This is a genomic window from Tenacibaculum retecalamus (assembly GCF_027941755.1).
GTDB classification, from domain to species: domain Bacteria; phylum Bacteroidota; class Bacteroidia; order Flavobacteriales; family Flavobacteriaceae; genus Polaribacter; species Polaribacter haliotis_B.
In genome coordinates this window covers 2,056,674-2,082,784 of the sequence record NZ_CP115916.1, presented here as the reverse complement: position 1 = coordinate 2,082,784, position 26,111 = coordinate 2,056,674, and the positions used below count along the sequence as shown (strand labels likewise).

The following is a 26,111-nucleotide window of genomic DNA, read 5'->3' as shown; positions in this document are numbered from 1 at the left end:
TTATTTTATATTAATGGTATTTTCACAGTAAATAAGCTTCCTTTGCCTTTCTCACTTTCAACATGAACACTACCCTGGTGGCTTTCTATAATTTCTTTAACGTAAGCTAATCCTAAACCATGACCTTTTACGTTATGTATATTCCCTTTATGTTCTCTATAAAATTTATCAAAAACATATTTCTGAGCATTTCTACTCATTCCAATCCCTTCATCTTTTATTTTAAAGATAAAGTATTTATTTGTGTTTTCTGTATAAACATCAATTTTAGGAGCCTCATCTGAATACTTTAAAGCATTTTCTAACATATTTACAATGATGTTCGTTAAATGAAATTGATTTCCAAGAACTTCAGTCGATATAGCTTCAAAATGTGATGTTACACTTCCTTTTTTATCATCTACTAATAATTGAATATGTTCAATAGCTTCCTCTATTGTGTCGTGCATATCGGTAGCATCCTTACTAATTTCAACTTGATTTTTTTCTAATCTAGAAATTCGTAATACATTTTCTACCTGTCCGTGCATACGTTTATTTTCTTCACGTATCATGCGTACATAGCGCTTTACTTTTTCTTCATCAGATATTATTTTAGGGTTTTTAATAGCATCTAGCGCTAAATTAATAGTAGCAATAGGTGTTTTAAACTCGTGTGTCATATTATTGATAAAATCTGTTTTTATTTCTGATATCTTTTTCTGACGAACCAACTGATATAGTGATGTAGAAAAAGCAGCAATAATTATTCCAATAAATAATAAAGATAAACCTAAAATTTTCATCATTCCAGATAATAAGTTTTTACGCTCATCAGGAAACTTTATATATAGCTTATATTTACTATCTCCATTGTCGTCTTCAAACAACGGGTAATTCGCATCTTTCGGGTGTATAGTAAAATAACCCGATTTTAATTGTGTAGCTAAACCATCTTCATAAACACCATACTTAAAGTTTTGGGTTATATTCATTTTGGCAAGCTCTTCTTGTATCGTAAAATTCAATTCTTTATTACCAATACGTTGATTAATTGGATATAGCCTATTTCTTTGGCGTAACATATTTTCAATTAACCGCCTATTAAATTTAGGGTAGGTTTTAAAAGTTGAATAACTATTTTCTTCTATAAAAGAATTAAAATCATTATTATCTGATTTAATTACCTGAGAGAAATAAAAATCTTGTTTTCCTGAATAACGTTTAACAACAATAGAATCATTATCAACAAAATCACCAGGCATTTTTATGCTTTCACCCAAAATAGTTGTACCGAATGTGAACTTTCTTTTATTTGTTGTGTCTATTTGTTGAAATAAATACGTGGTTATCTCTGCATCAGAAACAAACTTTTTATCCTTAAGAAATTCTTGATTATCTTGAAGGAATTCAGAGTATTCTCTGTCTTTTATCCTTTCGGATGTTCGTGCCAATGCAATTGTAATGTTGTTGTCGAATTGTTGTTGCTTATTCTTTATAGCATCCTTAATCCAATATACTTGAACTGAGATGATTCCTATTAAAGAAATACTCATTAAAACAACAATAAGAATAAAAATTCTCTTACCCATTATTCAAAAATAAATCAATAAAATGAAGGAGTGTCTACTTTTAACTTAGATTAACAGAGTTTCTGTAAAATTAAGATAATTTTAAGAAATACTATTGGTAAAACGCAAACTATTTGGTTGTTTTTGTTAAAATATTATGAATATTTAATATTTGGAGTTCAGTTTTTGTAAGTGTATTATTTTCAATAATATAATGAGATTGTAATGTTTTTTTTGTTTGATTCCATTGATTTTTAATTCTACTCTTAACAGTAGCAATCGTTGAATTATCTCTTTTTAAAACACGCTGAATTCTGATGTTTTCAGGGGCAGTTACCGTAATTATTTTGTCGCAAAAAGCATTGCTGCCATTTTCAAAGAGAATTGCATTTTCATATAAAATGTATTCTTTGTTAACGTTTTGGAGTATAAATTGTTGTAGATGATCATTTACAACAGGATGTACAATGGCATTTAGCGTTTTTAATTTTTCTGGATCATTAAAAACAATGCTCGCTAAATAAGGTCTGTTGAGTTGATTATTACGATATGTTTCTTTTCCGAACTTAGCAATTAGTTGCGTTTTAATTTCATCCGAAGAATTCATTAGTTTTTTAGCCTCATCATCAGCAATGTAAATAGCAATGTTATCGAATTTAGAAAACATTTTTATAACTGTAGATTTTCCGCTGCCAATACCTCCTGTTAAGCCTATTACCATTATTTATGTATTAAGAAATCTATTTTTTCTGGTACGGTTCTTACAAGCGTAATAGCACCTGGAGACTTTATGATTTGTGGCGTTAAGTATGAAGTTTCGTTGTTTTTAACTTGATTATAATCGCAGATTACCTCAAATAGATTTGCATTTATTTTATTAAAATTATTTAAACCTACTTTATAAATTATCTTCACTTTTTTAGGAAAAATATTTATTCCTTTTGGGGCATTTTTAACTAAAATCGGAGCCTCTATTTCCCCTTCGGTGAATTTATCAATAACAATATTTATTTCAGCAGAAGTGATATCTGTTCTTACGTTTTCAGGAACATTTATTACTGCTTTTATTTTTGTGCTTTCAGAAATATTTTCTAAACTAATATTCTCTAAACTTAAATATTTTATTTTCTTTAACAACGATTGTTCTCCCGAGATTAGTATTGTAGCGGGTTTTATACTTATAGGAGTAGCTAAATCATGACCAAGTTGAAATGTAATATCTAAGGCTGTTTTTAAAGGAACTTTTTTTGAATGTAATGTACCTACTTTTAACGGAATTGTATCTGTTTTAATACTAATTAACTCAATGCCTGATTTTAATTGATCTTGTATTTCAGACTGTAATTTATTAGTTAAAAAGTAGTAGTCAGTATCTTTTTTGTTGTTGATTTTTTCTAAATCTAACATTATCGGATTATTGGTAAGACTTGTAGTAATTAATTTAAATCCACTTCCTTTTACAAGTAAGGGAATTTCTTTTACAGGAATATCAATAATCGTTTTTTTGATAGGTAAATTGGTATATACCGTGCTAATTGTTATTTCAGTAGTGTATTCCTTAGAAAGGTTTATAAGGAGCCAAATGAATACAGAGGCTAATAAAAAACCAAAAAAAGTTTTGGGTATGTTAAGTTTATTTTTCACAGTTAGTAATATAATGCAATCTACATAAAAAACAAAAAAGAGCGCTAATTAGCGCTCTTTTTTATGATAAATACTTTAAATTATTTCTTAATCTCAGTATTGTATTTTTTACTTAACTCCATTGAAATAGCAGAGCGTTCAAATTTTATTTTCCCAGCACCTGTTTCAACAGTAATGGTATTATCGTTGTCATTAATTTCAACAATTTTACCGTGAATTCCGCTAGTAGTAATTATTTTAATTCCTTTTTGAACGGTAGTTTGAAATTTCTTTTCGTTTTTTTGACGTTTCATCTGCGGACGAATAATCAAAAAGTAAAACACTCCAATCATTGCAACAAAAGGAAGCATATTCATGATGCTTTCTTGTGTACTTGCTTGTAAAAAAATGGTTGCAAACATTATACTGCTTTATTTTTAGGAGTTACCATACCTGAAATCTTTAAAATTTCTCTACCTTTTGTTGTGTTGGTAGTTAATGTTATCGATTTAGATTGTTTGTTTGGTTTTCCGTTTGTGTTGAAACTTACTTGTATTTCTCCAGTTTTTCCAGGAGCAATTGCTTCTTTTGGCCAAACAGGTATCGTACAACCGCAAGTTGCTTGTGCATTTGTAATTACTAAATCTCCTTTACCTGTATTTGTTACGATAAAAGTAGTTTTAACAATTTCTCCTTCTTTAACAGTTCCGAAATTATATTCTTCTTTGTCAAAAGAAATAGAAGCTGAACCAGCACTAATAGTAACATCTCTTTTTTCAGCGTTTTCTACGTTTTCTTTTTTTACTTTAGATGCTGCGTTTCCATCTCCACAAGAAACTAATATTCCTGTTGAAAGAACAAATGCAATTGCTAAGGCTATTTTCTTCATTTTAATATGTTTTAATTTATTTTTTGTAAAAATAATGATTTTTTATAATAATCCTCTACCAATTTTAACCATCTTATTGTCTGCGAGGTAGTCTTTAGATAATTTATCTAAAACACCATTTATAAAATAACCACTTTTATTGGTAGAATAATCTTTTGCTAATTCGATGTATTCATTGATACTAACTCTGCTTGGTATAGATGGAAAATGTAAAAATTCGGTAATAGACATTTTTATGATAATCATGTCAATATCTGCAATTCTATCAGCTTCCCAGTTAGGTGTTTTTTCAATAATATCTTCTTGATATTTATGTTGATGTAAAACTGTTTTTGTAAATAGATCACCTACAAATTGCTTGTCTTCACTGTCTTTATATAAACTTCCTAAAATAAAAGGATTTTGAGCTTTTTGTTTATTTAAAGATTTCACAATCCAAGTATTTACAAAAGGAATATCATCTACCCATGAAATCATTTTATCTTCAAAATAATCTGCTAGTTTTTCATTAGGAGCAATTATTTCTTTAAAAAAATCGATAATAAAAGTTTTATCAACCTTGTATGAATCTTCAGCAGTATCCATGTATTTTTTATACAAATCACTTTTTTGTAATTCGTCTAAAATAATACGTACATATTCATTGTCAAATTCCCAATAATTAAGATTATTAAGTTCAACATAAGCTTCTAAGCTAGTGCTTTCACTTAGTAAACTGAAAATTTTGTTGTCGATAAATTTCGTATTCGGATTTAAATCGTCCTTAGTAACGAGTATTTTCTTTTTAGAAAGTTGCATTCTCTTATGAGCCAATTTCTGAACTTCAACCAGTAATTGAAGGTTTAGAACATATAAATCATACATCTTTTGAATGCTGTTTTTTAAGAACTTTTCTTCTTTTACAATATCATCACTCTGCGATTGCTGCATTGCATAAACCGACTGCATTACCTTAACTCGAATATGTCTTCTGTTAATCATTTTAAAGAACTTTAAAAAAAAGAGCGATAGAAACTATTTCTAACGCTCTGCAAAAGTAAAACTTTTTTGTTTTTTATCTAGCTATTTTGCTCTTTTTTACGAGCATCAATTCTTGCTTGTGCAATATTAAAAGCAGCTTGGTGTGTTGTGATACTTTCTTTATCAGCTAAGTTGAAAATATCTAAGGTAGTATTGTAGATGTTTTCAGTTCTTTTAATGCTTTCAGCCTTGTCATAACCAACAACTTCTGCATATACATTTATAATTCCACCAGCATTAATTAAGAAATCAGGAGCATAAGCAATTCCTTTTTCTCTTAATAATTTACCGTGTTTTAATTCGTCTGCTAATTGATTATTTGCAGCACCTGCAATAACTTTCGCTTTTAATTGCGCAATACTTTGGTCGTTTACTGTTGCACCTAAAGCACATGGAGCATAAATATCTACATCTAATCCGTAAATATCATTTCCTAAAACTACGTTTGCACCGTATTTTTTACTTAATTCTTCTAAACGAGCTTCGTTTATATCATTTAAGATAACCTTTGCTCCTTCATCAGTAATGTGTTTTACTAAAGTTTCACCAACATGACCAACACCTTGTACTAAAACTTTTTTACCTTCTAAATTGTCTGTTCCAAAACGATATTTTGCAGCAGCTTTCATTCCCATGTAAACACCATAAGCAGTTACAGGAGAAGGGTTTCCAGATCCACCTATAGCTTCAGAAACTCCAGTTACGTGTGGTGTAACCTCACGGATAACATCCATATCGCGAGTTTCCATACCAATATCTTCTGCTGTAATATATCTTCCGCTTAAAGAATTAACATACTCTCCAAACTTACGCATTAAAGCGTCGTTTTTTTGAGTTTTAGCATCACCAATAATTACGGCTTTACCACCACCAAGATTTAATCCTGTAATAGCAGATTTATAAGTCATTCCACGAGATAAACGTAATACGTCATTAAGCGCTTCCCATTCATTCGTATATTGCCACATTCTAGTACCTCCTAAAGCAGATCCTAAAGTTGTATTATGAATACCAATTATTGCCTTTAAACCTGTATCTTCGTCATTACAAAAAACGATTTGTTCGTGATTGTCGAAAGATAACTGACCAAATACTGGGTCGTTCTTAAGGTCTTTAGTATCAATGATTTCTGATGTCATTTGTTTTGATTTTTAATTTGAGAGTGTTTTAAGAATCTCAAAAATTCGAGTACAAAAGTAAGAAATCGTTAAAACATAAGCAAAAAAAGTGGTCTTAATTGTGTTATCTTTAACAACAAAGGGTTATTAGCCCTGAATTTTAACTAAAAAAACATTTTTCACATTGAATTCATTAAAATATCTTAATAAATACTTTATAAAATATAAATGGAGATTATTATTAGGAGTCTTAATTACAGTATTAGCAAAGATTTTAACACTTAAAATTCCCGATTTTGTTGGTGATTCTTTAAATGTTGTTGAAGATTATCAGTTAGGTAAAGTAACAGATTTGTCAGAAGTGAAAACAGTTTTACTAAATAATATATTACTTATTATCGGAGTAACTTTATTGGGAGGGTTTTTTACTTTTTTAATGCGACAAACAATTATTGTAATGTCGAGAATGATAGAATTTGACCTAAAAAATGAAATTTATCAGCAATATCAACGCTTATCTATTAACTTTTATAAGAAGAATAGAACGGGTGATTTAATGAATCGTATTAGTGAAGATGTTTCTAAGGTTCGTATGTATTTTGGATCAGCAATCATGTATTCTTTAAACATGTTGGTATCTCTAGCAATTGGGTTTTCTCAAATGTATGCCATTTCACCAAAGCTTACATTATATACGATGGTTCCGTTTCCTATTCTGTCGGTTTCTATTTTTGTGTTAAGTAAACAAATTAATAAACGAAGTACAGTTGTTCAACAATATTTATCAAAATTAACAACATTTAATCAAGAGTTTTTCTCGGGAATTAATGTGGTGAAATCCTATGCGATAGAACAAGAGGTGATTGCGTCGTTTGATGAAATAGCAGATCAGAGCAAGGAAAAGAACATAGAGTTATATAAAATTCAAGCTTTATTTTTTCCTTTGATGATTTTATTAATTGGGTTAAGTAATATTATTGTATTGTATATTGGTGGTAAACAATACATCGCAGGCGAAATTCAACTAGGAGCAATTGGGGCATTTGTAATGTATGTAAACATTCTTACTTGGCCTGTAGCAGTAGTTGGTTGGGTAACTTCTATGGTGCAGCAAGCGGAAGCTTCGCAACAACGAATTAATGAGTTTTTAGAAGAGATTCCAGAGATTGTAAATAATACAGATGTAACCACTGAGGTTGCAGGAGAAATTGAATTTAAAGATGTGTCTTTAACGTATGAAGATACTAATATTACGGCTTTAAATAAAGTGAGCTTAGTAATTAAAAAAGGAGAGACTCTAGCTATTTTAGGAAAAACAGGAAGTGGAAAAACAACAATAATTAATTTAATTTCTCGTTTGTATGATGTAAGTGAGGGAGCGGTTTTAATTGACGGGATAAATATTAAGGAGTGCAATTTATATGATGTAAGAAGGCAAATTGGTTTTGTGCCACAAGATCCGTTTTTGTTTTCTGATACGATTCAGAATAATATAAAGTTCGGAAAGGAAGACGCTTCTGAAGAAGAAATTATAGCAGCGGCAAAAAATGCGGTGATTAATGATAATATAGTCGATTTTAAAGAAGGTTATAAAACTATTTTAGGTGAGAGAGGTGTTACTTTGTCGGGAGGACAAAAGCAACGAATATCAATTGCAAGAGCTATTATAAAGAATCCTAAAATTTTAATATTTGATGATTGTTTGTCTGCAGTTGATACAGAAACCGAAGAACAAATTCTTTCAAATTTAGAAAAAGTATCAAGCGATAAAACTACAATTATTATTAGTCACAGAGTTTCATCAGCAAAAAACGCGGACAAAATTATTATTTTAGATGAAGGTAAGATTATTCAGCAAGGTGTTCATAATCAATTAATAGAAACAGCAGGTTATTATAAAGAGCTGTACGAACAGCAACTTTTAGAAAAAGAAATGTAAGGTTTCGTATTGCCAAGTCAATTATTTTGTTAGATTTGTTGAGCAATTTTAAGTAAACAATTATTATTTAAGAAACGAATTATGAGTGAGAGAGAGAGAGTAGAGCAAGAAGAAATTTTTTCACAAGTTTTAAGAGCAGGAAGAAGAACCTATTTTTTTGACGTAAGATCTACAAAAGCAGATGACTATTACTTAACAGTAACCGAGAGTAAAAAATTCACTCATGATGATGGTTCTTTTCATTATCAAAAGCATAAAATTTACTTATATAAAGAAGATTTTTCTGACTTTAAAGAGATGCTAAATAAAGCGACTGATTTTATTGTAAACGAAAAAGGATCTGAAGTAATAAGTGAACGTCACCAAAAAGATTACAAAAAAGAAGAAGAAACAGCAGGCGAAGAGCAAGAAGTAGCTTCAGCTGAAAGTTTTACAGACGTTTCTTTCGACGATATTTAAGCAGAAGATAACTGTAAGCAAAAACCTAAATACAAACTATAGTTTGCATTTAAGTTAAAGCTAAAAAAATCAATTCAAATTCAATTTACACATAAGAGCACTAACTGTTAAAGGTTGGTGCTTTTTATTTTTTACAATGCTAATTAACAAGCTCTCTTGTTTTGTTGCTTGTTTTAGATGTTGTTTCAATTAGTTGTTCTTGTGTTAAGATTCTACCAACTTTACTATTAAGTTTATAGTAAAGATTGTTTTTTTTAAGTAATTTTTCTCTCATATAACCAATTTTAATGAGCTTAAATATAGTTGATTATATGGTTATTGTCAATTGGTAAGTTTAAATACAAGGAAAATATTTTTTTTACAGGGTGTTTTTCCTCTATAATATTTTTTTCATTGTTTTTGTTTTCGCAATAGTTTCTTTCCATTCACTTTTAGGGTTGCTTTCTTTGGTAATTCCGCCACCAATAAAAATAAAAGCTGAGCTGTTTTTAATTTCCATACACCTAAGGTTCACAAAAAGTTCAGAAGTGTTTTTGGTATCAATTTTTAAATTCAATTCGCCTAAAAAACCAGTATAATAACTTCGGTTATAATTTTCGTTTTTTAAAATAAAGGCTTTAGAGGTTTCTAAAGGCAATCCGCAAACAGCCGGAGTGGGATGTAGTTTTTTTATTAAAGTCGAATTTTCTGAATTCATTTCTCCAGAAATTAAGGTTCTTAAATGTAATAAGTTTCCCGCTTTTATAGTTTTTACAGTTCCTTTTACTGTTTTCTTACAAATACTTATAAGTTTATCTGTTATATAATCGGTTACAAATTGTTGTTCTTCAATTTCTTTTGGAGACCAAGAAACATTAGTTGTGTTATTAAAAACTTGTGTTCCTGCTAAAGACATTGTTTTAAAATTGTTGTCTTTAATTTGTACTAAAGTTTCTGGCGTTGCACCTAGCCACGTTCCAACTTTCGGATGAAACCATATATAAGTGAATGCATTTGGGTAATTAGCTAGTAGCTTTTTAAATGTTTTAATAGCGTTAAAATCGGTGAGTTTTAGTTCTTCTTTTCTTGATAAAACAACTTTTTTAAATTGATTTTCATCAATCGCTTTAATACCTTTTTCAACTAAATTGATATGTGATTTTTCTGAAGAATAATCAGGCTCAAAATTATTTTCATCACTTAAATCAATCTTAAATAAGGCTTCTTCTTCCTGAAAAAGAGAATGTTCTTTAGGGAGTAAAATAGCAGCATTTTTATCATCAAAAGGCGCAAATATAAATCCGCTTTCGGTATACTCTTTCGAAGTATATAAATTATCGTTTTTTTGAAACCATCCTTTTAATAATGTAGTATTTGGTTTTCGATAAACGACAAAAGGAAGCTTGCTTTCGAGAGCTTTTTCTATGCTTAAAAATATAGTCAATCTAATTGATTTAGTAATTGTTGTTTAATTTCTTTAAAGTTGCTCCATATTAATCCATGTCCTGCATTATTAAGAGTAGTTAATTCGAACTGCTCTTTTGTAAATTGATTTTGTAAGAACAAAGAGTTTTCAAAAGGAACAATCCAATCATTGGTTCCGTGAATACTTAAAACTTTATTAGGAGAAGATTTCCAGTTGTTTTCAAAATGCTGTAAATCTTTTTTATGTGATATTTTCTCTTTAGAAGCCTCTTTCCAAACCGCAGGAATCAACCAACGCGTTACGTTCCATTTGTAAAAATTAATAGCCCAAGGCATCGGTTCTACTTTACTATAAACTGCAGGAGCTAGTAAAATAACTTTCTTTACCTCTTTTTTTACCGCTAAAGCAATTGGTCCGCCATAAGAATAGCCGACTAAAATTGTTTTTTTAGGATGTAAGTTTTTAATAATGTCGTGTAGCATATTACGCTCAAAAGCAATGCTTTCTTGTACCGAATTGGCATCTTTATAATTGTAACCAATTCTGTCATAAGAAACCATATTTGTTTTAGTTAACAGCAAACTATCAGTCATATACTCAATAAAATCGGTAGATGAACCAATGGTTCCATGAACAAAAACCAATGTAGGCAATGTAGTATCTTTTTGTATGGTTATCTTTCTGTATTTATAAGACGCAAAGGTTTCGTGTGTTATTGTAGGTTTTATACTATTATTAATAAACTTACTAATTACTTTTTTGTCAGATTTTGGCACGGAGAAACTAGAGAATAAGAAATATATAATTACAAGCGCTAAAAATAAAAATAGCGCTATAATTTTAAAAATTTTCTTAAATAATTTCATTTACTTCTTATCTAAAACTATGTTAGTTATTTTACATAGAGAAATTAATTTACCCTCTTCATCTACAATTTTAACTTCCCATAAATGCGTTGTTCTACCTTGGTGAATTGCTTTCGCAGTGGCAAAAACTTCTCCTTCTCTTTTACTTTTTAGGTGATTAATACTCAGTTCGATTCCTTTTACGATTTTATTTTTATCATTTAAGAAAAAAGCAGAAGCAGAGCTGCCAACAGTTTCGGCTAAAGCAGCGGTAGCGCCACCATGTAAAATACCATAAGGTTGGTGTACTTTAGCGTTTACAGGCATTTTTGCCGTTAAAAAATCAGCACCAACATTAACGAACTCAATTTTAAGAGTTTCCATTAAAGTATCTTTATTGTAGCCGTTAAGTATATCGAGAGATTGTTGCTTATTCATTTTGCTATAATTTTCAGTCAAAAATACGTATTTTTGTGGCGACTAAAAATGATAGAATGTATAAAGTACGTGTAATATTAGATACCAAAAAAGATGTAATTAGAACATTAGTGGTTAATGAAGTAAAATCATTAGAAGATTTACATTTCGATATCGCTAAATCGTTTGGTTTTAACGGACAAGAAATGGCTTCTTTTTATCGTACCGATGAAGATTGGAACCAAGGAGAAGAAATTCCGTTATTCGATATGGCAGAAGCAGGTGAAGAAGCTTCAATGGCTACTTGTGTTTTAAAAGAAACATTGCCACGTATGAATGATAAACTGATATATGTGTATGATTTTTTACAAATGTGGACGTTTTATGTGGAAGTTGTAGAGCAATCTGACGAACTAGTTACCGAATCTAAAATAATTTTAACAGTAGGTGAAATTCCTGATGAAGCACCAGAAAAAGAATTTAAGGCAGATATGCCTGATGATTTAGATGATGAGTTTAATGATGATTATCCTGGTTTTGAAAATATAGACGATTTCGATTTTTAATGAAGGATTAGTTTAATTTTTATAATCATTAAAAAAGCTCCTTGTTTTATTTAAAACAAGGAGCTTTTTATTATATGTTTTTGTTATTTAAAATACGTTTTCTTATTCGGCTTAAAGCTTCAGGAGTAATACCTAAGTAGGAGGCAATCATATACTGTGGTATTCTTTGTATAACCTTAGGCCTCTCTTTCACTAAATTCTCATATCTTTCTTTTGGAGTGTTTAAGATAAAAGAAGCTTTAATATCACAAACAATAATGTACAAGTTTTCGGCTAATTTTTTGCCAAAAACAGTAAAGTTAGGTATAACTTTATAAGCTTCATCAACTACTTTCTTGTTAAATATAATTACAGTACTATCTTCAATAGCTTGTAAATAGCTAAGTGAATTTTTTTGAGTAAGAAAACTACTATAATCTGTACAAAAGTTTTTCTCAAAGAAAAATTGTTTACTGTATTCTTGCCCATCAACACTATAAAAAGATCTAAAAGCGCCTTCGTTAATAAAAGCAACAAAATCACACACTTTTCCTTGTGTTAGTAAAAAATCATTTTTAGCTATTTTTTTAACGACCGTATTAGCTTTGATAAAGTTCGAAGACTCTTCGCTCATAGAGATAAATTGCTTAAAGAAATCAATAACTTGTTTATGCATGGTTGGTAAACTTTTGTTGTTAAAATTGAAAACGATATCCAAAGTCTGGAAAGAAACCAGCTTGATTTACTTGTTCTATCGTGTTAGTTGTTCTGTTGTACTTTTTTACAAAAATATTCTCTTTATCTGTAATATTTTGCAGATCAACATAGAATTTATGAGAACTTTTCCGTTTTTTATTATTAAAAGTTACTCCTATTTTTAAATCTAAGCGCATGTAGTTGTCATATTGCTTGCTAAACGCATTGGAGTTATCTAGTATTTGATAACCAGCAACTTTTGAAGCTTCAAGATTTACAGGTGTAAAATATTTACCACCTGCATTAACAAAACGAGTGTCTATTGATAGTATCGTGTTTTTACTAGCTCCTAATTTAAACTCTTTTCCTGTTAAAAAATTAAAAACATAACCGTTATTAAAAGGAGTATTTCTTTCTATATCGTCACTTCCTTTGTAAGTACTATCGAATATTGAGCTTGTAATTAAGGCATGATATCCTTTACTAAATGATTTTTCTAAAGTAAGTTCAAGTCCTTGGTTAATTCCTGTACCAGCGTTTGTTAAATTGGTTTTATCCGAAGAAAAAGTAAAATCGGCTCCTTCTGTTAATGAAGAATAGCTAGATGGAGTTTTATCAACCGCAGCATTTTTAATTGTTTGATGATATAATTCTAATTTACCTCTCCATTTTGGCGCTATTTTTACATCATATCCAAGTACAAAATGATTACTTTTAATAAAATCAAGATTTTTATTAGGTTGTGTATTTATACCATCTATTTTCTTATTTAAAAATACTAAAGGGCTCGGTGTGTTTTGATGATGTAATCCATATCCAAAATTAAGAGCGTGTTTAGGATGCAATTGCCAGTTTATAGATGCACGAGGCTCAATAACAAATTGCTCGTTTAAATCACTATACATTGCATGTAACCCTGTATTAAGAATCAACTTTTTCGAAAGCCTATATTTACTTTGTATATAAGGTTGAAAAATGGTGTAGTCACCTTTAATTTGTCTAATAGTAACTAAATCAGGATTACCATCGTTGTCGTTATCAGGCTGTTCCGATCTATCTTTTCTGTCATAATCTATATTAAAATTTTCAGCTAAAAACCCTGTTCTTAATGTTAGTCTTTGATTTATTTTGGTGTTATACATTGTTGAAAAAATAAGACGAGTCTCCTTATCTATATTTTCTGTATATTTTAAATTACTTTGTGAAGGTGTATTTAGATTTAATATACGTTCTTCTTTGTAATCATTTTTATTAAAAGTACCAGCTATAATTGTCTTTAAATAAGAATTATTTGTAAGTTGTAATTTATGTTTTAAGCCAACAAGTGCTACATTAGATATAACAAAAGAGTTTTCATCTGGAGCAGAGAATAAATCATCTTTATCGTAATCTTTACCTAAAAAATCAATACTAGAATCTCCAATAATTCCAAATAAAGAAAACTCACCTAACTTACTTTTACCGAAATCTATATTAAAAGAAACATCCATGTAATTAGGAGTATCACTAGTGCCACCACCATTTATTAAGCCTATTAAAGAATATCTGGCAGCAATTAAAAAAGAACCATTGTTTTTTTTGTTAAAAGGCCTTTCAGCACTTAATTCTATTCCTGAAAAAGCACCCATTTGAAAAGAAAATTCGTTGGTGTCTTTATTTCCTTTTCTAAAACCTAAATCAAAAACACCACCAATAGCATTTCCGTATTCAGCAGGAAAAGCAGAAGTAATAAAGTCAGAATTTTTAAGCATATTTGGGTTTAGAGCAGATATTGGGCTTCCTGTAGTACCTAAGGTTGAAAAATGATTAGGGCTTGGTATTGGAATACCTTCTAAACGCCATAATAATCCGGTAGGTGAGTTTCCTCTAACTACAATATCATTTCTACTGTCGTTAGGAGCAGCAACTCCCGCAAAATTACTAGCAAGTCTAGCAACATCACTTCTACCACCAGCATATCTACCAACTTCTTTAATACCAAACTGGCGGGCTGATATTGAGGTAAATTTATTTCTAGCTTTAAGTTTACTGGTGTTAGAACTTGTAATAACTATTTCATTAAGTTGATTAAAGTTTTCAGTTAATGCAATTGTAAGAGAAATATCTTTACCAGAATTTACTTCAATGTCTGGTATGGTACTATTTTCGTACCCCACGTAGCTAACTCTTATAATTTGTCTTCCTAAAGGAATGTTCTTAAGAGTAAAATAACCATCAATATCGGTAGTCGTGCCTAAAGGTGTTTTTGAATTTAGTAATTCTATTGTCGCTCCAATAAGAGGAAGTTCAGACTGTTTATCTATAACCAAGCCCTTGATAACTCCATTTTGTCCGTATAAAAAACAACTTAATAAAAGTAAAAGAATACTGCTTATTTTTTTCATAATAAAATAAATGTTAATTTCATACAAAGATGTTTTATAACAATTATCTTTTCATTGATGATAATCAATAACGTATTTTTTAACTAAAAATTAGGAGTATTTATTCACAAAAGATTACTTTTATAGTATGACGCAATTCATAAAACTGTATAACGACAACCCGAACCCAAAAGAAATAGCTAAAATTGTAAAAGTGTTGCAAAATGGCGGTTTGGTAATTTATCCAACAGATACTGTTTATGGATTAGGCTGCGATATCACCAATACAAAAGCTTTAGAAAAAATAGCAAAAATAAAAGGCGTAAAGTTAGAGAAGTCTAACTTCTCGTTTGTTTGTAATAATCTAAGTCATTTATCAGACTATGTAAAACAAATAGACACAGCTACTTATAAAATTTTAAAAAGAGCGTTGCCTGAAGCTATACACTTTTATTTTGCCAGGAAGTAACTCCTTGCCAAAAGTATTTAAAAAGCGTAAAACCGTAGGTATTCGTGTGCCAGATAATGCAATTGCACGCGCAATTGTTGAAGCTTTAGGGAACCCGATTGTTTCAACCTCTATTCACGATGAAGATGAGGTTATAGAATATACTACCGACCCTGAATTGATTTTCGAGAAGTGGCAAAACATTGTTGATGTTGTTGTAGATGGTGGTTTCGGAGATAATTTCGCCTCTACAGTTATCGATTTAACAAACCATTTACCAGAAGTAATCCGTGAAGGAAAAGGAAGTTTAGATATTTTGTAAATAACTTTTTTAACTACATATATTATATAGCATTTGAAGCTATTTCCCGCTTTCCGCACTCGCTCTCTGCGAGGAGCTCAAACAAATGCTACAATCGGGGCTACCTCTTTTTATGAATTTCCGAGTATCGTAAACGTCACTCCTAATTTACTTTTGATATTGAATGCCTGTATTATGTGAACCTGAAACAAGTTCAGTTTTACGGATTCAAGAGTATAAAAATTTCAAAGAAAGAAAAAGAACATAGAACATGTTTTTTTAGTCAGGATTTTATTTGTTAACGTCATTCCGAATTTATTTCGGAATCACATCCTGTGAATCATAACTGTTTATTAAATAAGTTTAAAAAATATTTAGGTTGATGTATTCAATACCTAGGAACCATTAAAAAAAACAGTAAAAAAGAGTTATCTCAGCTGGCTAAATTTAGTTCTTCCTAAAGCATAAGATTGCCAAACAACAGAAGTATGTTTGTTGTAATTCGCTTTTTTTTGTAGTTTTTTTCTTTTTCCTAAAAACTTAAAGAAGTTTGCATAAAAACTAAAATGCGCTTTTACGATAGCAATTGTGTGTTGAGGTTTTAACTCTGTTAAGAATTTTACACCAGCAATTCCGTCTAAGATCAAACGAGAAAAAACAACGAACAAAAACCATTTTCTAGGTACGTTTTTAACAACGTTTAGTAAGCTGTTTCTAAAGTTTAAGTATGTTTTTTTAGGGTTGATAGCTTCCAATGTAGCTCCGCCAACATGATATACTGTTGAATCCCCCACATACTTTATGTTAAAACCTTCGTTTTTAGCACGCCAACATAAATCGATTTCTTCTTGATGCGCAAAATAATCTTCATCAAAGCCATTTAGTTTATGATACACCTCAGAGCGAATAAATAAACAAGCCCCCGAAGCCCAAAAAATATCAGTCGTATCGTTAAATTGTCCGTTATCGGTTTCTAAATGATTAAAAATACGCCCGCGACAATACGGATAGCCATATAAATCTATAAATCCGCCACCAGCACCCGCATATTCAAATTTCGATTTGTCTTTAAAGTCTAAAATTTTAGGCTGAATAATAGCAGTGTTTAGCGCTGTTTTAAAAGTAGTTAAAATAGGTGTTAACCAATTTTTAGTAACTTCAATATCCGAATTTACTAAACAATAAATATCGGCATCAATATGTTGTAAAGCATCATTATACCCTTTTGCATAACCGCCGTTAATATTGTTTTTTACAATTTTTACAGTAGGATAATTTTGCTTGATAAATTCAATAGAATCATCTGTAGAAGCATTGTCGGCTACATAAATTTCGGCTTCTTGCGAGCTAAAATTTACGATCGATGGTAAAAACTGTTCTAACAATTTTTTACCATTCCAATTTAATATAACGATTGCTGTTTTCAAGAGAGCGAATTTACAGTTTATGTTCTTGTTTTTTGTAAGATCGAGTGAAATTATTTTTATAGAGAATTAACAAGTAAGACTTCTCGATACATTTTTTTCATTCTTCAAAATACTCGAAGTAACAGTTTGTTTGTTATTAATATTTGTCAGTTCGAGTAAAACTCTTTTTTTAGAGTTTTGTATCGAGAACTAATTAACTAGACTTCTCGATACATTTTTCATTCTTCAAAATACTCGAAGTGACAGTTTGTTTTTTTATAATGTTTTGTTAGTTCGAGTGAAACTCTTTTTTAGAGCTTTGTATTGATAACTAATTAACTAGACTTCTCGATACATTTTTCATTCTTCAAAATACTCGAAGTAACAGTTTGTTTTTTTATAATGTTTTGTTAGTTCGAGTGAAACTCTTTTTTAGAGCTTTGTATTGATAACTAATTAACTAGACTTCTCGATACATTTTTCATTCTTCAAAATACTCGAAGTGACAGTTTGTTTTTTTATAATGTTTTGTTAGTTCGAGTGAAACTCTTTTTTAGAGCTTTGTATTGATAACTAATTAACTAGACTTCTCGATACATTTTTCATTCTTCAAAATACTCGAAGTGACAGTTTGTTTTTTTATAATGTTTTGTCAGTTCGAGTAAAACTCTTTTTTAGAGCTTTGTATTGATAACTAATTAACTAGACTTCTCGATACATTTTTCATTCTTCAAAATACTCGAAGTGACAGTTTGTTTTTTTATAATGTTTTGTCAGTTCGAGTAAAACTCTTTTTTAGAGCTTTGTATTGATAACTAATTAACTAGACTTCTCGATACATTTTTCATTCTTCAAAATACTCGAAGTGACAGTTTGTTTTTTTATAATGTTTTGTTAGTTCGAGTGAAACTCTTTTTTAGAGCTTTGTATTGATAACTAATTAACTAGACTTCTCGATACATTTTTCATTCTTCAAAATACTCGAAGTGACAGTTTGTTTTTTTATAATGTTTTGTCAGTTCGAGTAAAACTCTTTTTTAGAGCTTTGTATTGATAACTAATTAACTAGACTTCTTGATACATTTTTCATTCTTCAAAATACTCGAAGTGACAGTTTGTTTTTTTATAATGTTTTGTCAGTTCGAGTAAAACTCTTTTTTAGAGCTTTGTATTGATAACTAATTAACTAGACTTCTCGATACATTTTTCATTCTTCAAAATACTCGAAGTGGCAGTTTGTTTATAATTAATGTGTTGTCAGTTCGAGTGAAACTCTTTTTTTAGAGTTTTGTATCGAGAACTAATCGGTGAGGCTACTCAAAGTAGCAACTTATTTATAATCAGGAATATCTTCTAAAAAAATATAGGTTTCATTTTCTTTATCGAGCTTGCAAAAATAATGCTGTAATCCGTTGGTAACAATTAAGTAATTGGCATCTAATTTTAAATTATAGCGTGCAATTTGATCGAAAGTGTCTTGTGCTATTTTAATTTTCGGAGCCTTACATTCTACAATAATATTTGGCGTTCCATCCGAAGAGAAAATAACAATATCAGTGCGTTTTTTTAAGTTGTTTATAGTTAGTTGTTTTTCAAGAGCAATTAACGAAACAGGATATTTTTTTTCATCAATTAAAAACTGTACAAAATGTTGACGTACCCATTCTTCTGGAGTTAATACCAAGTATTTTTTTCTCCATTTATCAAAAATAAGCGTCTTATTTTCGTTACTTTTGAGCTTGAATGTATAGTTAGGAAGATTCAGTTTTTGCATGTCTCAAAAGTAATTATTTAAGTTTAGTAAAGTGCGGTTTAGCTTTTTCATTTTATTCATTGTTGCAATTCAGGTACAAGCGCAAAGTTTTTACAAAACACCGTCTGGGAAAAAGTTTCATACGGCTACCTGTCGAATGGTTGAAAATGTATCAGCAAAAGTTAGTACGCAAGAAATTAAAACAATTGGTTTAGGAAGATGTAAAATATGTAAGCCTGCTTTTTTGGGTGTATCAAATAGTTTTCAAAATAAAGCGGTAGGAAAGTCTAATAGTGTACGATGTAGTGGATATACCAAAAAAGGAACGAGGTGTAAGCATAAAACAAGACTCGCAAATGGTTATTGTTATCAGCATACAAAACAAGTAAGGCGTTCATCAAATTTGTATCAAAAAAGTAGTAATAGTAGTTCTACTTGTGGAGCAAGAACAAAATCTGGTAGTTCTTGTAGAAGAAAAGTTAAAGGAGGAGGACGATGTTATCAACATCGCTAAAAGCGAATATTATATGAACGAAATTAAAAATATTATAGCTGATATAAAAGGAGGAAACATAAAGCCTGTTTATTTCTTAATGGGTGAGGAGCCTTATTATATCGATAAAATTTCTGATTATATAGAAAAAAATGTACTTGATGAGTCTGAGAAAGGATTTAATCAAGTAGTAATGTATGGTCGAGATGTTTCGATTGATGAAATTATTTCGTCAGCAAAACGATACCCGATGATGGCAGATCGCCAGGTGATTATTGTAAAAGAAGCACAAGATTTAAGTCGTACGATTGATAAGATTGAGGCTTATGCTACAAATCCGCAACCAACTACGGTTTTGGTTTTTAATTATAAATACAAAAAGTTAGATAAACGTAAAAAAGCCTATAAAACAATTGCTAAAAATGGATTGATTTACGAGAGTAAGAAATTATATGAAAATCAAGTTTCTGATTGGATTCGTAGAGTTTTAGGCGGCAAAAAGTACAATATAGAACCTAAAGCATCTCAGATGTTAGTAGAGTTTTTGGGAGTTGATTTAAGTAAAATAGCAAACGAGTTAGATAAATTAACATCTGTTTTACCAAAAGATAGCATTATAACCGATAAGCATATTGAAGAAAATATCGGTATTTCTAAAGATTTTAATAATTTCGAGTTGCGTAAATCAATAGGGCAAAGAGATGTGGTTAAGGCAAATAGAATAATCAATTATTTTGCGCAAAACCCGAAAAGTAACCCGTTAGTAATGACTATTTCATTGTTAAATAGTTTTTTTACACAACTATTAATGTATCATGGATTAAAAGATAAATCGAAAGGTTCGGTAGCTAAAAATTTAGGTGTGAATCCGTTTTTTGTAGACGATTATAGCTCGGCTGCAAAAAATTATCCAATGCGAAAAGTATCACAAGTAATCGCTTTATTACGTGAAGCAGATGTAAAAAGTAAAGGGGTAGGAGCTAATCAATCTCATAGAGATATTTTAAAGGAATTACTATTTAAAATAATGCATTAAAAACCGCATTTATCAACACGAATAGGTTTTTTCATTATGATTTTTTTTAATGATAAGATTCAGAAATAAATACGGAATGACTTTGAAAGATAAACTTCGAAAAAGATAATTACCTGTTATCAATTATAAAAATATCCGTCAATCTGAACTTGTTTTAGATTCGCATAATAACTAAATGTTATTCATTGCGTATTATCTCAATATAATTTCCCTTTCTTGTCAATTGGCAAGTTTTATTATAAATAGCTGTAGTATTTTTGACATAAATATTAAAATATGACACCAGATTTACCACTTTATATTTCAATTTCGTTTTTATTAATAACAGTCTATGCAATTTTCGCATTTGTAAAATCGAACAACTTAAAAAAGACAACTTTACCGATAATAATAGGTTGGTCTGTATTAATTTGCATACTTGCCTATAACGGAGTTTACCATTATACAGAAGGTGATACATATTCTACCTTCCCATTGGTAATGGCGCCACCAGCATTTTTTATCGTATATTTAATTAGAAATAAATTTTATAAAAACAGAGATATTCGTTGGAGTACCGCTGTGCATATTGTGCGTTTTCCGGTAGAATTATTGTTGTTTGAATTGGCAATAAGAGAATTATTACCAATGGAAATGACTTTTAAAGGTTGGAATTTTGATATTATTCCAGGGATTACATCTATTTTATTATTACTTTGGATGAAATACGGAAACGTAAACAAAAAACTTTTATTAGGATGGAATGTTTTAGGATTGATTTTTATTCTTTTCATTTTAACTAACGGGTTTTTATCACAAGAATTATTATATAAAAACTTTGGGTATACGGTTCCAAATACTGCGATTACTTATTTCCCTACCATATTATTAGGTGGTGTAATTGTGCCGATTGTAATTTATGCACATATTTCAGATATTATTTTATTAGCAAAAAAATCATAAAAAATGAAAAACATTTTTAACAAAGAAATTACGAACGAAGTAATTAATAGAATAGCGCAATTAACACCAACAAGTCAACCTAGTTGGGGTAAAATGGGCGTTGCTGAAATGTTAGCGCATTGTTGTGTTGCTTATGAAATGATTTATACAAGCAAGCATCCAAGGCCAAATGTTTTTGTTAGAATGATGCTTAAAACATTCGTAAAAAAAGCGGTAGTAAATGAAACACCTTTTGCTAAAAACGGAAGAACTGCTCCGCAATTTATAATTACTGATGAACGAGAATTTGAAACAGAAAAAAAGCGTTTAATCGCCTTTATAATAAAAACTCAAGAATTAGGCGAGCAATATTTCGATGGAAAAGAATCACACTCTTTTGGTAAATTATCTACTAAAGAATGGAATAATTCTTTTTACAAACATTTAGAACATCACTTAACGCAATTTGGCGTTTAAAAAAGGGTATCGAATTTAAATGTTAACATAAAATACAACATTCCTATTGTAAACAAAAAATGAAATCCGAAACCAATATAATTGATCACTTTCACAACGGTTTTATTATAAAAACCGCTGATAGAATAAAGGGCTGCTATTAAAACACAAACTTCTATACCTATTGCAAATAATTCTATAAAACCGAAATTATGTTGTTTTACGTTAAGGTTATCAATGATCCAAAAAATGAAGAAACTAACTACAATAATTGCATTTAAATAAGAAATTATTAAAGTAGTTTTTTGCTTTTTATAGCCAATGAGAATAGCTGCCGCGTGGCAACCTAAAATAAGAATCATTGTGATGCTTGCAACTATATCATTCATAATTATTTGGTAGTTGTATTTTTAAAATTACTGGTACATTCTTTTATGAGTTATATTTTTATAACAGTTTTAGCACTTACAACTATTTTGTTCAAAAATAACACTTCTTTCCGTTTTTTTCTTGTACATGTTTTTGGTAATCATCTCTTTATTTGCTGTAGCACTATAGTTTTTGTTATTTGGGTTTAGCGCATATTCGAGTTGATGGTCTATCATTTTTTCGAAAGGAAGCAGGAAGTTTTTTGTATCGCATTTTTCTAAATTACCCTTGTTAAGTAAGTTTATTACGGTGTAAACAGACTCAATTGTACTAAGGCAAAGAGATGCTGGTTGTTGCTTAATAATAAACTTCGATTTTATTTTATTATCAAAACTGACTCTTTTTAATTGTTGTAAATTGGTACTTAGTTTAAGCATTTTACGAGCGCAAGGCCAGGTGCCATCGAGAATGAATATGTGTGGATTATCACCCATAAAAGAGTTTATTTCAGCACTTTTTCTTGTAGAGAAGTTAAAATTATCTTTTCCTGGGTACAGTAAGAAAGCGTTACTTTCTTTATCAGCAAGTATTTCATTTACCCGGCTATTATTCGTAAAATCGACACCAACTATAATTTCTGAATTTTCAAGTTGAAGATTCGTAATATGCCCTGTTCCGCTTTTTTCTTTTCGGTATTCCTTCGGATGCATCAAAATAATAAAACGAGTATTGGTATGAAAAGAATTAAGATGTTTACAAATACAAGTGCTAGCAGGGCGCATACATTTGTAACATTTTGTTCGTGGATTTTTTATTTCTACTTGCAAGGTGAATATCTGTTTATTTTAATTGGCTAGAATTAGTAATAAATTGTATACGGTGTTGCCAATAATAGTACGTTTGCAATTATCAAAAGTTCATTGACATTACTGAAACTTTTATTTTTTTAAATGTGGCAAAGATTATTTACTTTTATTGAATAAATCATTCAAAACTATAACCATTAACCCTAAAACATTCAAAGTTGTAGTTCCTAAAAGTGCAATTAATACAGAATCAGAAAGTTTAAATTTATTTGTATTACTTGTCAGAATTAGGAGTACACAAACCAACCAAAAAGAAACTAAAGTTCCTGCCCAAGTTGACAAAACTTTCCTGTGTGCAGTGTCATCTTTATATCTTTTATTTTCTAAAGACTTATATTCGTTTTCTAATTGGTCAAGAGAAGTCCAGTTTTTCTCCTCTTTTTCAGCAAAAGAAGTGTTTTCGGCATTATCGTCTCTTTCAGGTTGTTTAGAATCTTGAATGCTTTTAAAAGTCTCATCAATAAGTTTATTTAAATCTTCTTCTGATAATTCCATAATTTAATGAAGATTTATGATACTTCCTGCTTTTTTTTATTTAACAATTCTATTTTTTCTTGATAATGTTCTTTAATTAAATTATCAGGAATTTGTTTATTGTTAAGACCTAAAGTAAATTTATTATGAGACATATTATTCCAAGTAATGAACCAAGGAGTTCCAACTTGATGTGTCATTGCACTTAATTCTACTGCAGAATAGTTTTTATATGTATTCCAAACTGAACGTAAAAATTTTAAATCAGTTGGATTTATTTCTAAATTATAATTATTGAAATTTGTAGTGTTTTTTATTGGACTACTTCTAAATGCTTTATAATAATGATAAACAGTAGGTATTACTGGACCATATTGCCAAGCTTCTGGATTTTCGTCAATAAGTGCTTTTCCTGTTAAACCTAAATACCAACCGTGAGATAAATAAACCAATTTAACAAGACGCATAGGAGTAATGTTATTATCATTACCATATTCTTGAATAAAGAAATTTGATATTGTTATCGGATTATACATTTTTTCTATTTTTAAAGGTTTGCAAAGATACGATTAAATAAATTGTGTTTTTATTGGTTTTAAATTCCCTCTAAATTTACAAAAAATTAAATGATAAAATTAGTTTTCATTATATTAATTAAGTGAATTAACATAAAATTATCTGTAATGATTTATCTTAAAATAACGTTTCCGAAGTATTATTGCCACAACTAGTTATACCTAAAACCTCATTCCATTCATTCCAATTACAAAAAAGGGTAGCATAAAGTATTAGCAATTTTTCTTGTAAATATAACAAAATCAATAACTAGCATTCCTTAAAGTTTTTAATAAGTTATGCACAGTTTTTGCTAATTTCGCCATTCAAAATATAGATACATGATTACTGTAGATCAATTAACGGTTGAGTTTAGTGGAAAAACCTTATTTAAAGACGTTTCGTTTGTAATAAACGAAAATGATAAAATAGCTTTAATGGGTAAAAACGGTGCCGGAAAATCAACTATGATGAAAATTATAGCAGGAGTTTCTAAAGCTAGTAAAGGCGGAGTTAGAAGCCCGAAAGATACAGTAGTTGCATACTTGCCACAGCATTTATTAATGGAGGATAATTGCACGGTAAGAGCAGAAGCATCTAAAGCTTTTGATGCTGTTTTTAAGATGAAATCTGAAATGGAATCATTAAATAAGCAGTTAGAAACACGTACCGATTACGAATCGGAAGAATACATGAAAATTATTGAGCGTGTTACTGATTTAGGCGAAAGTTATTATGCTTTAGAAGAAGTAAATTACGAAGCTGAGGTAGAAAAAGCGTTAAAAGGATTAGGATTTAAGCAAGAGGATTTTGACCGTTTAACAAGCGAATTTAGTGGTGGTTGGCGTATGCGTATTGAATTGGCTAAAATTTTATTGCAAAAACCCGATTTAATTTTACTCGATGAACCTACGAATCACGTAGATATCGAATCTGTGATTTGGTTAGAAAACTTTTTGTTAAACAAAGCTAAAGCAGTAGTGGTAATTTCGCACGATAAAGCATTTATCGATAATATAACCAACCGAACTATTGAGGTTACCATGGGAACGATTCACGATTATAAAGCGAATTATTCTCATTATTTAGAGCTTAGAAAAGAACGTCGTTCACATCAAATAAAAGCATATCAAGAACAACAAAAAACAATTGAAGATATTAAAGGTTTTATAGAGCGTTTTAAAGGAACCTATTCAAAAACAAATCAAGTAGCATCGCGTGTGCGAATGTTAGAGAAAATTGTGCCGATTGAAATTGACGAAGTAGATACTACAGCGTTAAAATTGCGTTTTCCACCATCTCCACGGTCTGGAGATTATCCTGTAAAAGTAGAAGGCTTAACAAAAAAATATGGCGATTTAACTGTTTTTGAAGATGCTAATTTTTCAATTGCTCGTGGCGAAAAAGTATCGTTTGTAGGGCGTAATGGAGAAGGGAAATCAACCATGATAAAAGCTATTATGGGCGAAATAGATTTTGATGGTGAATGTGGCTTAGGACACAATGCCAAGGTTGGGTATTTTGCACAAAATCAAGCCTCATTATTAGACCCAGAATTAACCGTTTTTCAAACGGTAGATGAGGTTGCAGAAGGTGATGTTCGTACGCAAATAAAGAACATTTTAGGTCGCTTTATGTTTGCTGGTGATGATATTGAAAAGAAAGTAAAAGTGCTTTCTGGAGGAGAGAAAACACGTTTGGCAATGGTTAAGTTATTGCTAGAACCTGTAAATGTGTTAATTTTAGATGAGCCTACCAATCACCTAGATTTACGATCTAAAGATGTGATAAAAGAAGCGTTATTGCATTTCGACGGAACCTTAATTTTAGTATCTCACGATCGTGATTTCTTACAAGGATTATCAGAAAAAGTATTTGAATTTAAAGAGCAGCGTGTTATTGAGCATTTCGAAACTATCGATGCTTTCTTAGAGCGAAATAATATAAAAGCATTAAAAGAAATCGATTTATAAAATTATTTTTTGAAGCAATTTCCCGCTTTCCGCACTCGCTTTTTTTTGAAGAAAAATCAAAAAAAGAGCTCAAACAAATGCTGCAATCGGGGCTAGAAATTTGTATTAAATTTTATATTTAGAGTTTAAATTTTTATAGAAAGGAAACAGTCAATTGAATCCGTCAAACTGAATTTATTTCAGTTTCTCAT

Annotated in this window: 27 protein-coding genes and 1 pseudogene; 9 read left to right on the top strand and 19 right to left on the bottom strand. The window is 29.9% G+C overall.

The genetic code is table 11. From position 1 onward, the window contains the following. Positions 1-5: 5 nt before the first annotated feature. The 7 genes from PG912_RS09845 to PG912_RS09815 all read right to left on the bottom strand — a co-directional run bounded on the left by PG912_RS09845 (position 6) and on the right by PG912_RS09815 (position 6,221). The gene (locus PG912_RS09845) at positions 6-1,571 is read right to left on the bottom strand and encodes a sensor histidine kinase (RefSeq protein ID WP_275687408.1); all 1,566 of its coding nucleotides are present in this window, start codon (positions 1,569-1,571) and stop codon (positions 6-8) included. Positions 1,572-1,680: 109 nt separating this feature from the next. After that, a complete protein-coding gene (gene coaE / locus PG912_RS09840) occupies positions 1,681-2,271 on the bottom strand; it encodes a dephospho-CoA kinase (RefSeq protein WP_333780653.1) in 591 nt (196 codons plus the stop codon). Continuing rightward, positions 2,271-3,194, bottom strand: a complete 924-nt coding sequence (locus tag PG912_RS09835; RefSeq protein WP_275687407.1) for a CdaR family protein — start codon at positions 3,192-3,194, stop codon at positions 2,271-2,273. Before PG912_RS09835 ends, coaE begins: the two co-directional genes overlap by 1 nt. Positions 3,195-3,274: 80 nt before the next feature. Further along, positions 3,275-3,595 carry a preprotein translocase subunit YajC gene (yajC, locus tag PG912_RS09830; RefSeq protein ID WP_260586668.1) on the bottom strand — a complete coding sequence of 107 codons (321 nt, stop codon included), beginning with the start codon at positions 3,593-3,595 and terminating at the stop codon, positions 3,275-3,277. Further along, on the bottom strand, positions 3,595-4,062 hold the full coding sequence (locus tag PG912_RS09825) for a DUF1573 domain-containing protein (RefSeq protein WP_275687406.1): 468 nt from the start codon (positions 4,060-4,062) through the stop codon (positions 3,595-3,597). Before PG912_RS09825 ends, yajC begins: the two co-directional genes overlap by 1 nt. Positions 4,063-4,104: 42 nt before the next feature. Further along, complete coding sequence (gene nusB / locus PG912_RS09820; protein WP_275687405.1) at positions 4,105-5,043, bottom strand: transcription antitermination factor NusB; 939 nt, start codon at positions 5,041-5,043, stop codon at positions 4,105-4,107. A 77-nt stretch (positions 5,044-5,120) separates the two neighbouring features. After that, positions 5,121-6,221 (bottom strand): Glu/Leu/Phe/Val family dehydrogenase, encoded by a 1,101-nt coding sequence (locus tag PG912_RS09815; protein WP_275687404.1) that lies wholly within the window; start codon positions 6,219-6,221, stop codon positions 5,121-5,123. Positions 6,222-6,384: 163 nt separating this feature from the next. Here PG912_RS09815 and PG912_RS09810 point away from each other — a divergent pair, with 163 nt between their 5' ends. Further along, positions 6,385-8,139: an ABC transporter ATP-binding protein gene (locus PG912_RS09810; RefSeq protein ID WP_275687403.1), complete on the top strand. Its 1,755-nt coding sequence runs from the start codon at positions 6,385-6,387 to the stop codon at positions 8,137-8,139. Between the two features lie 81 nt (positions 8,140-8,220). After that, positions 8,221-8,598 carry a PUR family DNA/RNA-binding protein gene (locus PG912_RS09805; RefSeq protein ID WP_260586663.1) on the top strand — a complete coding sequence of 126 codons (378 nt, stop codon included), beginning with the start codon at positions 8,221-8,223 and terminating at the stop codon, positions 8,596-8,598. Between the two features lie 139 nt (positions 8,599-8,737). Here the strand turns inward: PG912_RS09805 and PG912_RS09800 are convergent, their stop codons facing one another. The 4 genes from PG912_RS09800 to PG912_RS09785 form a co-directional block, all read right to left on the bottom strand. Next, positions 8,738-8,872, bottom strand: a complete 135-nt coding sequence (locus PG912_RS09800; protein WP_260586662.1) for a hypothetical protein — start codon at positions 8,870-8,872, stop codon at positions 8,738-8,740. 102 nt (positions 8,873-8,974) lie between these two features. Further along, a complete protein-coding gene (locus PG912_RS09795; protein WP_275687402.1) occupies positions 8,975-10,021 on the bottom strand; it encodes an isochorismate synthase in 1,047 nt (348 codons plus the stop codon). Next, complete coding sequence (locus PG912_RS09790) at positions 10,018-10,869, bottom strand: alpha/beta fold hydrolase (RefSeq protein ID WP_275687401.1); 852 nt, start codon at positions 10,867-10,869, stop codon at positions 10,018-10,020. The genes PG912_RS09795 and PG912_RS09790 overlap by 4 nt, the downstream gene beginning before the upstream one ends. Next, positions 10,870-11,286: a PaaI family thioesterase gene (locus PG912_RS09785; protein ID WP_275687400.1), complete on the bottom strand. Its 417-nt coding sequence runs from the start codon at positions 11,284-11,286 to the stop codon at positions 10,870-10,872. A 56-nt stretch (positions 11,287-11,342) separates the two neighbouring features. Here PG912_RS09785 and PG912_RS09780 point away from each other — a divergent pair, with 56 nt between their 5' ends. Next, a complete protein-coding gene (locus PG912_RS09780) occupies positions 11,343-11,831 on the top strand; it encodes an IS1096 element passenger TnpR family protein (RefSeq protein WP_275687399.1) in 489 nt (162 codons plus the stop codon). Positions 11,832-11,901: 70 nt separating this feature from the next. Here the strand turns inward: PG912_RS09780 and PG912_RS09775 are convergent, their stop codons facing one another. Next, positions 11,902-12,486: a Crp/Fnr family transcriptional regulator gene (locus PG912_RS09775; RefSeq protein ID WP_275687398.1), complete on the bottom strand. Its 585-nt coding sequence runs from the start codon at positions 12,484-12,486 to the stop codon at positions 11,902-11,904. 19 nt (positions 12,487-12,505) lie between these two features. Then, positions 12,506-14,890 carry a TonB-dependent receptor gene (locus PG912_RS09770; protein ID WP_275687397.1) on the bottom strand — a complete coding sequence of 795 codons (2,385 nt, stop codon included), beginning with the start codon at positions 14,888-14,890 and terminating at the stop codon, positions 12,506-12,508. A 127-nt stretch (positions 14,891-15,017) separates the two neighbouring features. Here PG912_RS09770 and PG912_RS09765 point away from each other — a divergent pair. Continuing rightward, a pseudogene (locus PG912_RS09765) lies at positions 15,018-15,639 on the top strand (L-threonylcarbamoyladenylate synthase). A gap of 407 nt (positions 15,640-16,046) precedes the next feature. Here the strand turns inward: PG912_RS09765 and PG912_RS09760 are convergent. Together PG912_RS09760 and PG912_RS09755 are read right to left on the bottom strand one after the other, a co-directional pair. Continuing rightward, complete coding sequence (locus PG912_RS09760; protein WP_275687396.1) at positions 16,047-17,045, bottom strand: glycosyltransferase family 2 protein; 999 nt, start codon at positions 17,043-17,045, stop codon at positions 16,047-16,049. A 1,309-nt stretch (positions 17,046-18,354) separates the two neighbouring features. Then, on the bottom strand, positions 18,355-18,798 hold the full coding sequence (locus PG912_RS09755) for a type I restriction enzyme HsdR N-terminal domain-containing protein (protein ID WP_275687395.1): 444 nt from the start codon (positions 18,796-18,798) through the stop codon (positions 18,355-18,357). Positions 18,799-18,934: 136 nt separating this feature from the next. On the opposite strand from PG912_RS09755, the gene PG912_RS09750 reads away from it, so the two are divergent. The 4 genes from PG912_RS09750 (at position 18,935) to PG912_RS09735 (ending at position 21,704) form a co-directional block, all read left to right on the top strand. Then, positions 18,935-19,291: a DUF5763 domain-containing protein gene (locus tag PG912_RS09750; RefSeq protein WP_275687394.1), complete on the top strand. Its 357-nt coding sequence runs from the start codon at positions 18,935-18,937 to the stop codon at positions 19,289-19,291. A gap of 13 nt (positions 19,292-19,304) precedes the next feature. Then, the gene (gene holA / locus PG912_RS09745) at positions 19,305-20,306 is read left to right on the top strand and encodes a DNA polymerase III subunit delta (RefSeq protein ID WP_275687393.1); all 1,002 of its coding nucleotides are present in this window, start codon (positions 19,305-19,307) and stop codon (positions 20,304-20,306) included. 276 nt (positions 20,307-20,582) lie between these two features. Further along, positions 20,583-21,248, top strand: a complete 666-nt coding sequence (locus PG912_RS09740; protein WP_275687392.1) for a hypothetical protein — start codon at positions 20,583-20,585, stop codon at positions 21,246-21,248. Between the two features lie 3 nt (positions 21,249-21,251). Then, positions 21,252-21,704 carry a DUF1569 domain-containing protein gene (locus PG912_RS09735; protein WP_275687391.1) on the top strand — a complete coding sequence of 151 codons (453 nt, stop codon included), beginning with the start codon at positions 21,252-21,254 and terminating at the stop codon, positions 21,702-21,704. Here PG912_RS09735 and PG912_RS09730 read toward each other — a convergent pair. The 4 genes from PG912_RS09730 to PG912_RS09715 all read right to left on the bottom strand — a co-directional run bounded on the left by PG912_RS09730 (position 21,701) and on the right by PG912_RS09715 (position 23,928). Further along, complete coding sequence (locus PG912_RS09730) at positions 21,701-22,072, bottom strand: hypothetical protein (protein ID WP_275687390.1); 372 nt, start codon at positions 22,070-22,072, stop codon at positions 21,701-21,703. The two genes, PG912_RS09735 and PG912_RS09730, sit on opposite strands and share 4 nt — an antisense overlap. A gap of 69 nt (positions 22,073-22,141) precedes the next feature. After that, positions 22,142-22,879: a tRNA-uridine aminocarboxypropyltransferase gene (locus PG912_RS09725; RefSeq protein WP_275687389.1), complete on the bottom strand. Its 738-nt coding sequence runs from the start codon at positions 22,877-22,879 to the stop codon at positions 22,142-22,144. A gap of 135 nt (positions 22,880-23,014) precedes the next feature. Continuing rightward, complete coding sequence (locus PG912_RS09720) at positions 23,015-23,413, bottom strand: hypothetical protein (RefSeq protein ID WP_275687388.1); 399 nt, start codon at positions 23,411-23,413, stop codon at positions 23,015-23,017. Between the two features lie 14 nt (positions 23,414-23,427). Next, positions 23,428-23,928 carry a Panacea domain-containing protein gene (locus PG912_RS09715; protein ID WP_275687387.1) on the bottom strand — a complete coding sequence of 167 codons (501 nt, stop codon included), beginning with the start codon at positions 23,926-23,928 and terminating at the stop codon, positions 23,428-23,430. Positions 23,929-24,288: 360 nt separating this feature from the next. Here PG912_RS09715 and PG912_RS09710 point away from each other — a divergent pair, with 360 nt between their 5' ends. Beyond that, positions 24,289-25,920, top strand: coding sequence for an ABC-F family ATP-binding cassette domain-containing protein (locus tag PG912_RS09710; protein WP_275687386.1), 1,632 nt, complete (start codon positions 24,289-24,291; stop codon positions 25,918-25,920). Positions 25,921-26,111 lie beyond the last annotated feature (191 nt).